The sequence below is a fragment of the Sulfurimonas sp. genome, from assembly GCF_016744025.1.
Taxonomy (GTDB): Bacteria; Campylobacterota; Campylobacteria; order Campylobacterales; family Sulfurimonadaceae; genus Sulfurimonas.
On record NZ_JADGFC010000093.1, the window covers coordinates 1 to 10,662 of the forward strand.

Here is a 10,662-nt window from a genome sequence, read left to right on the forward strand (position 1 = left end):
ACGGGTAAAATCACTTTTTACTTTATAACGTATGGAATCTTAATGAGAATATTTTTAGCGATCCTGCTAACCCTAATAACTATGAACCTTTTTGCTATAACTGTAAAGTCTATTAACTATGATGGAATGGTCCATATATCCAAACCCGTTGCTCTAAGAATGCTTGATTTTAATATTGGTGATGATATTGATGATAAAGTCTTAGATAAATCTATAAAAAAATACTTTAAACAAGGTTATTTTAGTGATGCCTGGGCTGAATTTGATGATGGTAATTTAACTTATCATTTTAAAGAAAAAGCAATTATCTCTAATATAGAGTTAAAGGGTTGGAAAGAAGGCGATAAAGATATACTAGATAGTGTTGTCCAAATAAAAAAAGGCTCTTTATATGATAAAAAGAAACTCGAATCTGCTAAAAAAAGAATTATAGAAGTAATTGGTCAAGACGGAAAAATTGATAGTGTTGTAGAAATAGAAGAAGAAATCCTTGATAATGGCAGTATAAAAGTAACATATATTGTAAATGAGGGTGAAGAAATTCTTATAGAAAAGCTAGATTATAGCGGAGTTGTAGGTTTAGATACTGAACTTTTTGATGATGTAATAGCAAATAAAGAACATCAGTTTATGGGTTGGTTTTGGGGACGAAATAGTGGCGATATGCAACTTTCTGATCTTTCGTACGATCCACTTAGAATACGTGATACATATATGCAACATGGTTATTTAGATGCTAAAGTAGATGAGCCATTTGTAAGAGTGAATCTTGATCATTATACTGCTGATATGAGTTACCAAATAGAAGAGGGTGAAGCATACAGCATAAAAACTATTACGATTAATCAAGTTAAGAATGTAATAGATGAAGAAAAGATACGTGAAATTATTAATCTAAAAAAAGGTGAAGTTTTTAATATTAAAACTTTTCGTGAAGATGCTCAAAAAATAAAAACATTAATTGCTGACCTTAGTTATGCCTATGTACAAGTTATCCCTGATATCAAAAAAAATAAAAAAGATCATTTAGTTGAAGTTGTTTTCAAAATAACACCAGGGGATAAAGTAAAAATACGTAATGTTGTGATTTCTGGTAATAATAGAACATTAGACAGAATTATACGTAGAGAGCTTTACCTAGGACCAGGAGATATGTACTCTCTAACTGACTTAAAAGATTCTCGTAATTCTTTGGGTAGACTAGGTTTCTTTGATGGAAATACTATAGAAGAAAAAAGAATAAATAACTCTACTATGGACCTTATCGTAAAAGTAAAAGAAGCCTCTACTGGTAATATTCAGTTAGGTGGTGGATATAGTAGTTCAAGCGGTATGTTAGCCTCAGTCTCTGTTAGTGATAGAAATATATGGGGATCTGGAATTAACATGGGTGTAAAAATTGAAAAATCTGGAAGTACTCAAAATTACTCTTATAATATAAGTAATCCTAAACTAAATGATAGTGATTTTAGTGGTAACTTCTCTATATTTAAATCATTTTATGATTATGATGATTATGATATTAGCTCAGTAGGTACAAGTTTTGGTACTGGGCATAAATTTTCTAGACATATATCTGGTTACCTTGGTTATACATTATCAGAAAATGAGTATAGTGATGTTAATACCACTGCTGATAATACTGAATACCTTGAAGATTATCTTAAAAGTTCTGTAATAATAAATACTAAGTTTGATAATACTGATGAATATTATCTTCCAAGAGAAGGGTATACTATGAGCCAAAGTTTTGAAAAGTCAGGACTTGGTGGAGATTCTGATTTCTTTAAAAGTAGAACTAGGTTTGCAAAGTATATTGGACTAGAAGATTATGTAGGTTTTGACGCTATATTTAGATACAAAGCTAGATTTTACTATGCAATGGATACTGGTTACTTACCAGTAGCAGAGAAATTTTATATGGGTGGAATAGGTAGTGTTAGAGGATATGATTCAAACTCTATATCTCCAGAAGATGATGATGGTGATGATATTGGTGGACGCCAAACTTTCTCAAATAATGTAGAAGTTAGTTTTCCGCTTATTCCAAAGGCTAAAATGAGGCTTGTTACATATGTAGACTGGGGATTTATTGGGGATGAATCATTAAGTGAATATTCTCGTGGTGCTTATGGAGCTGGATTAGAATGGTTTTCACCTGTAGGACCTATACAGCTAATGTTTTCTAAAGCACTTAACCAACAAGATGATGATGATTTATCTACATTCGAATTTACAATGGGACAGAGATTTTAAAAGATAACTTTTAAATTCTCTAGCTTAGCTAACTTACTTACAGATTCTCTACATAAACGAAGAGAATCTTTTGACTCTATCTTCAATATACCATCTTTAAAAATTAATTCAAAGTCAATATTTCTAGGTCTATTAGCAAGAAGAGAAACACTTAAAGATATCATATAACTAAGAGCAAATAGAGTTTGCTTCTCTGGTAGAAGTTCAGAATACTTTTGCATATGTGAAGTTGAGGGTTGTTTCTTCTTTGCATATTTACATAAAGTAGATATTAATGTTATTTGATTGTGCGTAAATCCATACTCTAGAGCACTTTGAAGTATATAATAACTATGTTTGTTTTTGGAAAAAGCGTGTATATTATTTCCGCAAGAATAAAGTTTTGCTGCAATACCTAAGTCTCTACGATAGGAAGCGTCTACTCCTAGATGCTCATGTGCAATATCAAAAATTCTTTTTGCCAATGAGTTTAGTTGATTTGACATATTCTTTTCACTAATGTGTGAGTCTAAAATATATCTTACTGAACTATTATAATGCTCTGGAAATCTATCTTTTGAGCCTCTTAGTAAATCTGCGAGGAAAACTCCCTCTCTTACTCCAACACCACTTGTGATAGCATTTGTAATAGAGAATTTGTTTAGTACTCTTTGAAGTATAAGAGCTCCTGGTTTAATGATATCAAATCTCTCACTTTTTATATCTAGGTTATTAAGTTGAGTTGCATCTGCTTGCATTACTAATGAGATAAAATCATCTAGTTCCGCTTTGGTATAAGAAAATGCATGAAGTTTATTTAGTGGATGATTTTTCTTTTTCATGATAGCATTTGATATAGCTCTAAATGTACCACCAATACCAACTAGTGTATTAGCTTTTAAGCCATCTAGAGCCTTTAGTTTCTCATCTATGTACTCTATGGCTTCATTTTTATTTTTATCATCACAGAATAGCTCTTTTAGCCTCATTGTTCCTAAATTGATTGAGATAGTATTAGAAATATCTTTATCATTAATAATAGATAGCTCAGTTGAACCACCACCTATATCTATGCTTAATGAATCTTTTTGAGGAGGAAGAAGGTTCGCACATGCAATAGCACCTAAGTAGGCTTCTTTTTCTCCATCAATTATTTTAATATTGAGTTGTAACTCTTTTTGTACTCTTTGAAGAAACTCTTTTTTGTTAGGTGCATCTCTTAGCGCTGAAGTAGCAACACATAGAGTTTTTCTTGCTTTGTATGAGGAAATGATGCTTAAGAAGTCTTTTAATGCATCTATAGTTCTTTGCATAGCTAGCTCTTGAAGATTGCCATCATTTTGATAAGCATTTTCAGAGAGCCTTACTCTGCTTTTTGATTCATTTAGTAGGTGAAATGCAAAACGAGAAGTTTTTTCATAAACTACTAGTCTAACTGAGTTAGATCCTATATCTATTACTGCTACACGTTTTGCCATGTACGTTTACTTTACTCTTCGTCTTGTAAATTTTTTGATTTAAATTGAAGTTCTGCAATAGATTCTATATTGTCTTTGTCTAGAACAATACAGTCAACAGGACAAACAGAGATGCAAGACGGTTCATCATAAATACCAACACATTCAATACATCTATCTGGATCTATATAGTAAATCGGGTCACCCTCTTCGATAGCAGTTGTAGGACACTCTTCGCGACATGCATCACATGCAATACATTCATCATTAATTAATAGAGCCATTAGTAAACCTTATATTTTATAGTTATTTTTTTATAGAATTATTTTTCTATACTTTATATGGTGGATTTATATCAAATTATAGCTTCAGGAATTTTTAAATGATTACCTTTTTGGTAGTATACAAGATAATTTAGAGTTTAAAGTGAGTGATGATACTGTACCATCAATTCCATCAGTTCTATTTTTAATACTAATTTTAGCTCCCATTGCATCTGATGCACTTTTTGCTAAGAAGAGTCCTAGTCCAACACCAGACTTATTTCCTTGTCTTTTAAAGGGCGCAAATAGGTCTATACTCTCATCTATTCCACATCCCTCATCAATGACTTCAATAAGTAGTCCAAAACTAGTCTCAGAACTTCTTAGAGTTACTGATTTGTCTTTTTCTGTGAATTTTAAAGCATTTTGTAAAAAGTTTTGAATAATCTGATTTAGTAGAGATGTCTGCATTGTTGCCATAAATCCATTTGGCTCAAAATGCATCTGTAATCTTTTGCCATCATTTTCAGCGAGGAGTCTAAAGTCATTCGCTTTTTCTTTTAGTATAGTTATAACATCAACTTGTACAGGTTTCTCAAACTGAGCACCTTCTTGACGACCAATATTTAGAATATTAGATACAATTATATTCATTTCATCAACTGTTTTATTAGTGGTTTTTAAAGCATCTATATATTCTTCTGGAGTTCTTTTTTTTATAAGAGTTACTTGATTTTTTAGTTTTATCACAGCTAGTGGAGTTTTAAGCTCATGTGCTGTTCCAATAAACAACTCTTTTTGATACTTAACAAAATTTTGAATCCTTGCTATTAGGTGGTTAATAGTACTTCCAAGTTGCTCAAACTCATCTGGAAGCTCATTTACTTGTAAGGGTCTCATTAGATGTTCATTCATATTTGAAAGTCTAGAACTGATAGTTTGTATTGGAGTGATTAACATTTTTGAAAGGGCTATAGCGTATACAATAACAAGAACAAAACCTACAATATTGATAATAAATATATAACGTAGTATCTTTGCTAAGAGTTTTTTTGTTGGTGTTATCTCTTTTGTGATTTTTAGGTAACTTAATTCATCAAAGTTAAAAGGATATACTAGAGTTAGATATGTACGTCTTTTTTTTGTACTTTCATATAAGTCAATATCTTGATTGAGTTTTTTAATATGAATAATTTCAACATCAATTCCAAGTACAGCATCTGGCGTATCGGGATCAATTTGAACAAGCGACTGATTTGTTGCTATATTCTTTGCATATTGAATTAATTCTTGGTGCTTTTCATCATATATAGAATTTTCAATATAAAGATATAAAAAAGATGAAAATATAAAGATGAGGGATGTTGATGCGAAGATTAATTGGATTAGAAAATTTCTTCTTATACTTTTTTTTGAGAACATTAATGACCCTAGTGTTAATTATATGTAATTATATCTTAGTATATTTAAATAAAAAAAGAGTATTTATGAAGTTTTTAATAGACAAGCGAAAAGGAAGAAAATTCCTTTTCGTATTTTAGATAGTATTTAGTTTATTTCTTTTGGGAAACAAAAACGGTAACCACGACGACGAACAGTTTCGATAGTTGTGATATTTAATGGTTTATCCATTTTTTGTCTAATTTGATTAATAGCAACTTCGATTACGTTAGGAGTTACTAATTCAGGTTCTTCCCAAATTGCGTCAAGAAGTTGTTCTTTAGAAACAATTTGATCACGGTGACGAGCAAGGTGAGTAAGAACTTCAAAAGGTTTACCTTTTAGTTCGATCTCTTGATCTTTATAAGTGATTTTTTCTTCTTCAGGATTGATTATTAAGTCTTCAATCTCAATAATGTTGCTTCCACCAAAACGAAGGCGAGCCTCAATACGAGCAATTAGAACATCAAAGTCAAAAGGTTTTCTGATATAGTCATCAGCACCACTTCTTAGAGCTTCGATTTCACTTTCGTTATCATCTCTTGCAGATAGAACTACTACTACAGTTTTTGGTGTATTAGTCTTGATATCACCAATGATATCTATAGAGTTTCCATCTGGAAGCATCCAGTCCATAAGGACTAAGTCGTAGTTACGAATGTCTAAGTAATACTCTCCATCTTTAAGAGTCTCTACTACGTCACTTTGGTAACCAAATTCTTTTAGTCCCTCAGCAAGCATTTTGTTTAATGTTACTTCATCTTCTATAATAAGAATGCGCATTAATTTTGTCCTATAAGTGAATATTTTGGCGGAATGATATCATAATTTTAGCTAACTTTAAAGTTTTTTTCAATTTTTTTTAATAATTCTTTAACTAAATTTTAAGATTAGTATTTATAGCTATTGCTTACACTTACCATACACTCGGGTAAAATCGATGGTTTTGTTATTTTTATAAACATGCTTTTTATAGATGAATATTCTTTAATTAACTTTAAATTCAAGTTATCTAAAGCCTCTTCAATAAGCAAAAACTCACTTTCAAGCATAGTTTCTTTGATTATTTCGACAATTTGAGCATAGTTTATGAATTCTTTTTCATACTTATAATCTATTGTCATATTGATAATTACATCTTGTGGGGTTACTCTTTCAAAATCTAAAATTCCAATAATACATTTGAATTTTAGATCTTCTATATGTATAGTCACTAAACTACTCTTTTTTCTTGGCCTTTAAAAAGGCGAATGATATTCGGAATATGTTTATAGTAAAGAATAAATACTATAAAAACTACAGGAGCATGAGCCATATCAGGATGGATAAAAAAACTAGCTATTAAAAGAGCTCCAACACCACTTAGTGATGAAACAGAAGATATACGAATTGTTTTTGCACCTATTGCCCAAACAACAAGAGCAATTACTGTCTCTACCGGAAGCATAAACATCATTACACCCATTCCCGTTGCTATTCCTTTTCCACCCTCAAGACCTAAGTAAGGACTAAAACAATGACCAATTACAGAAATAACTGCAATTGCCCAAAGAGTTGATTCACTCATACCAGTAAAATAAGCAACCGCTAAGACTACTATACCCTTTAGCGCGTCTAGAACAAGAGTAGCCGCACCAAGTTTTTTTGCCAGTTCAGGGTTAGTCTCTTTAACAACTCTAAGTACATTTGTTGCACCAATACTTCCGCTTCCACTTGTTTTAACATCTACACCAGCAAACTTTTTAGCAAGTAGCAAACCAAACGGTATACCACCAATCAAATAAGCTGCTATAAAAAATTGTACATTTGAGTTAAATAAAAATTCCATTAAATACCTTATATATTAATTATGACATTTTACTTTACATATAGTTATAAGTATATAAAATTCGATATAATTACAAAAATTATGAAATCATTATATAAAGGATTATTTGTTGAACTTTACAAATGAAGAATTAAAACAAAAAATTATTGAATTAAAAAATAAATTAAGTGTTACTCTTGTGGCACATTTTTACCAAAGAGATGAAGTTTTTGAAATAGCAGATATTACCGGTGATTCACTGGAACTTGCTATTAAAACCAGAGATGATGATGCAGAATTTGTTGTATTTAGTGGTGTTGGTTTTATGGGACAAAGTGTAAAAGTACTTTCTCCTAATAAAAGAGTTGTTATGCCTAAAGTCGCTTGTTGTGCAATGGCTAGAATGATTGATACTATATATTACGATGAATCTGTTAAGTTTTTAGAAGATAACGGAATTTCAAGAGAGGACATCTTACCAATTACATATATCAACTCAAATGCTGAAGTAAAAGCAAAAGTTGGAGAAATGGGTGGTATGGTTTGTACAAGTTCAAATGCTAAAACAATTATTACTACAGCTTTGCAAGAGGGAAAGAAAATTCTTTTCGTTCCAGATAGATGCCTAGGTAAAAACATAGCAAATCAAATGGGACTAAACTCTTGTGTTATTGGTGATGGTAAAGATCCTAAAGATGCAGATGTTATTTGTTATAACGGGTTTTGCTCGGTTCACCAACTTTTTACAGTAGAAGATATTGTTTTTTACCGTAAAAAATATCCAGGTATTTTAATAGCTGTGCATCCTGAATGTGATCCCGCTATTTGCGATAAAGCTGACTTTGTTGGGTCTACTTCTCAACTTATTAAGTACATTACAGAACTACCAGAAGATCAAAAAGTTGCAGTAGGAACTGAATTTAATATGGTGAATCGTTTAAGAGATAAAAATACTTATGTATTATCTTCTACAAAACCAGAATGTCCTACAATGAATGAAACTACTCTTGAAGATGTTTATCTAACTTTAAAATCAATTGATGATGGTGAACCTCTAAACGAAATATTAGTAGAAGAAAAAACTCAAAAGTGGGCAAAAATTGCTCTAGAGAGAATGTTGGCACTATGATAGAAAAATTTGTAATTGATGCACTTGCAGAAGATGTTGGTCGTGGAGACTTATATGCTCTTGTTGAGCCAAGTATAGATGCAAGTGCCAAAATAATTGCAAAAAGTGATGGTGTTGTTGCTGGAGTAAAATATATAGATATTTTAGCAAATTTGCAAAACTTTGAAATTACTTGGTTTAAAGATGATTCTGAAGTATTTGTAAAAGGTGATGTGATTGCTACAATCAGTGGAGATTCGCATACACTACTTCGAATAGAGAGAACACTGTTAAATATGCTTTTACATGCTAGTTCTATCGCAACACTTACTAGAAAATATGTAAACATCATAGAGCCATACGGGGTTAAACTTTTAGATACTAGAAAGACTAGACCACAACTTAGAATTTTTGAAAAGTATGCAACAAGAACTGGTGGAGCCGTAAATCATCGCATGGGCCTTGATGATTCTTTAATGATAAAAGATACACATCTTAAAACTATAAAAGATTTAAAAAGCTACATACTAAAAGCAAGAAAACAGATTCCTTTTACTGCAAAAATAGAAGTAGAAGCAGAAAATTTTGCTATAGCAAAAGAAGCAATGGCTAGTGATGCTGATATTGTTATGTGTGATAATCTGACTCCAGAGGAAATAAAAGAAATAGTTCTATTTAGAGATAAAGAATTTCCTAGTGTACTTTTAGAGGCAAGTGGAAATATCTCTTTAAATACAATTGAGTCATACGCAAAAAGTGGTGTAGATGCAATAAGCAGCGGCTCATTAATCCATCAAGCAAATTGGATAGACTTATCTATGAAAATGGATTAAAGTTATAATCCATGGCTGATGATGCTAAAAAAACTGAAGATATCCACAATTTGAACGAAAAAAGAACAAGTCCTTTTTTCTACGCTAACCGCTATTGTACTAAAGAAAAATCTTTTATAGATTTTTATGCGTTCTTCTAGGAGATAATAGATGGCTGATGATGCTGAGAAGACAGAAGAACCCACCCCTAAAAAGATAGAAGATGCAAGGAACGAGGGTAATGTACCGAAGTCTCAAGATACTTCTGGCGTAATTACTCTCTTTGTTGCAATACTCTCTATACTAATGCTATTTCCATATATGAGTGATCATATGTTACAGCTTTTTAAATATTACTTCTCTTTGATTGGAACTCCACTAGATAAGTTATTTATGATTGATATTGCTATTATCACGGTTAGAGAATTCCTTCTAATAATAATGCCTTTAGCTGTTTCGGTTGCAATTTCAGGAATTATAGCTGCACTTGCACAGTTTGGGTTTCTTTTTACAACTAAAGCTATCATGCCTGATTTTAAAAAAATTGATCCTATTAAGGGAACAAAAAATCTATTCTCCATGAAAAAAGCTATAGAGTCAGTAAAGATAACTTTTAAATCTTTTACTACCTTAGGCATTGGTTTTGTCTTTTTCTTTTTGTATATTACAGAGCTTCCAACAGTTGCTCTTTTTAGTTTAGGAGAGCAACTTGTTTGGTTAAAAGATAAGGCAATAATTTTAGCCTTTGTGATGCTTTTAATAATCTTTATATTTGCTATGATTGATATTATTATAGTTAGAAAACAGTATTTTGATGGTCTTAAAATGAGTAAGCAAGAGATCAAAGATGAGATGAAGAATATGGAGGGAGATCCTTTAATAAAAGGTAAAATTCGCCAAATTCAGATGGAAGCATCTAGAAAAAGAATGATGGCTGAAGTCCCAAATGCTGATGTTGTAATTACCAACCCAACACACTATGCAGTAGCTTTAAAGTATGAAGAAACTAAACGAGCACCAATAGTAATTGCAAAAGGGATGGATAATATTGCTCAGCAGATTAAAAAAATAGCAAGAGAAAATAGTGTGCATATAGTTCAGAATCCACCACTAGCTAGAAGTTTGTATGCTGATGTTGAAGTTGATAAACCAATACCCGAAGAACTATTTGCAGCAGTTGCGGAAGTACTAGCTTATGTTTATAAAATGAATTCAAAAAACAGTTAATTAACTTAAATATATTTATATACTTGTACTAATGCTCACATATAATAATGAACAATTGGTGTATAATTCATTTATGAAAATAAATGAGTTGAAAATAAAATATGATTAATTTACAAAAGAAATTATTATCAATTAAAGTCAAATTTTTAATGTTTTTAATAGTTACACTTTTTGTTGCTCTATCTACAATTACCTTTCTTTTTGATATTGGTTATTCTATGTCAGCAAAATACTAATCTCTTGTGGACGCTTCAATGGAAATAAAACTAGAAGCAACAACTGCCCATCTTTGGTTAGAAGAAATATTAAGCGG

At 31.2% G+C, this 10,662-nt stretch carries 10 protein-coding genes; 4 read left to right on the forward strand and 6 right to left on the reverse strand.

The features are described from left to right. On the forward strand, positions 1–2,256 hold a 2,256-nt coding region (gene bamA, locus QZZ48_RS11610; RefSeq protein WP_294965963.1), incomplete at its 5' end, for an outer membrane protein assembly factor BamA. Here the strand turns inward: bamA and QZZ48_RS11615 are convergent. The 6 genes from QZZ48_RS11615 to plsY all read right to left on the reverse strand — a co-directional run bounded on the left by QZZ48_RS11615 (position 2,253) and on the right by plsY (position 7,223). Then, positions 2,253–3,713, reverse strand: coding sequence for a Ppx/GppA phosphatase family protein (locus QZZ48_RS11615; protein ID WP_294965966.1), 1,461 nt, complete (start codon positions 3,711–3,713; stop codon positions 2,253–2,255). The genes bamA and QZZ48_RS11615 overlap by 4 nt on opposite strands. Positions 3,714–3,724: 11 nt before the next feature. After that, positions 3,725–3,976, reverse strand: a complete 252-nt coding sequence (locus QZZ48_RS11620) for a YfhL family 4Fe-4S dicluster ferredoxin (RefSeq protein WP_294965969.1) — start codon at positions 3,974–3,976, stop codon at positions 3,725–3,727. Positions 3,977–4,078: 102 nt separating this feature from the next. Next, positions 4,079–5,377 carry a HAMP domain-containing sensor histidine kinase gene (locus tag QZZ48_RS11625; protein WP_294965972.1) on the reverse strand — a complete coding sequence of 433 codons (1,299 nt, stop codon included), beginning with the start codon at positions 5,375–5,377 and terminating at the stop codon, positions 4,079–4,081. 126 nt (positions 5,378–5,503) lie between these two features. After that, the gene (hsrA, locus tag QZZ48_RS11630) at positions 5,504–6,178 is read right to left on the reverse strand and encodes a homeostatic response regulator transcription factor HsrA (RefSeq protein ID WP_294965976.1); all 675 of its coding nucleotides are present in this window, start codon (positions 6,176–6,178) and stop codon (positions 5,504–5,506) included. 107 nt (positions 6,179–6,285) lie between these two features. Further along, a complete protein-coding gene (locus QZZ48_RS11635; protein WP_294965979.1) occupies positions 6,286–6,609 on the reverse strand; it encodes a dihydroneopterin aldolase in 324 nt (107 codons plus the stop codon). Next, positions 6,609–7,223, reverse strand: coding sequence for a glycerol-3-phosphate 1-O-acyltransferase PlsY (gene plsY / locus QZZ48_RS11640; protein ID WP_294965981.1), 615 nt, complete (start codon positions 7,221–7,223; stop codon positions 6,609–6,611). The genes QZZ48_RS11635 and plsY overlap by 1 nt, the downstream gene beginning before the upstream one ends. A gap of 109 nt (positions 7,224–7,332) precedes the next feature. Between plsY and nadA the strand changes: the two genes are divergently transcribed. From nadA to flhB, 3 genes are all read left to right on the forward strand, one after another. Further along, positions 7,333–8,331, forward strand: coding sequence for a quinolinate synthase NadA (gene nadA / locus QZZ48_RS11645; RefSeq protein ID WP_294965984.1), 999 nt, complete (start codon positions 7,333–7,335; stop codon positions 8,329–8,331). Continuing rightward, entirely contained in the window at positions 8,328–9,143 is an 816-nt protein-coding gene (gene nadC / locus QZZ48_RS11650; RefSeq protein ID WP_294965987.1) for a carboxylating nicotinate-nucleotide diphosphorylase, read from the forward strand. The genes nadA and nadC overlap by 4 nt, the downstream gene beginning before the upstream one ends. Positions 9,144–9,293: 150 nt before the next feature. After that, positions 9,294–10,349 carry a flagellar biosynthesis protein FlhB gene (gene flhB, locus QZZ48_RS11655; RefSeq protein ID WP_294965990.1) on the forward strand — a complete coding sequence of 352 codons (1,056 nt, stop codon included), beginning with the start codon at positions 9,294–9,296 and terminating at the stop codon, positions 10,347–10,349. Positions 10,350–10,662: the final 313 nt, after the last annotated feature.

What these genes read in the sequence shown, in the direction of transcription:
- QZZ48_RS11615 (WP_294965966.1), bottom strand. Translation starts at nt 3,713, where the DNA reads ATGGCAAAACGTGTAGCAGTAATAGATATAGGATCTAACTCAGTTAGA.
- QZZ48_RS11620 (WP_294965969.1), bottom strand. Translation starts at nt 3,976, where the DNA reads ATGGCTCTATTAATTAATGATGAATGTATTGCATGTGATGCATGTCGC.
- QZZ48_RS11625 (WP_294965972.1), bottom strand. Translation starts at nt 5,377, where the DNA reads ATGTTCTCAAAAAAAAGTATAAGAAGAAATTTTCTAATCCAATTAATC.
- hsrA (WP_294965976.1), bottom strand. Translation starts at nt 6,178, where the DNA reads ATGCGCATTCTTATTATAGAAGATGAAGTAACATTAAACAAAATGCTT.
- plsY (WP_294965981.1), bottom strand. Translation starts at nt 7,223, where the DNA reads ATGGAATTTTTATTTAACTCAAATGTACAATTTTTTATAGCAGCTTAT.
- nadC (WP_294965987.1), top strand. Translation starts at nt 8,328, where the DNA reads ATGATAGAAAAATTTGTAATTGATGCACTTGCAGAAGATGTTGGTCGT.
- flhB (WP_294965990.1), top strand. Translation starts at nt 9,294, where the DNA reads ATGGCTGATGATGCTGAGAAGACAGAAGAACCCACCCCTAAAAAGATA.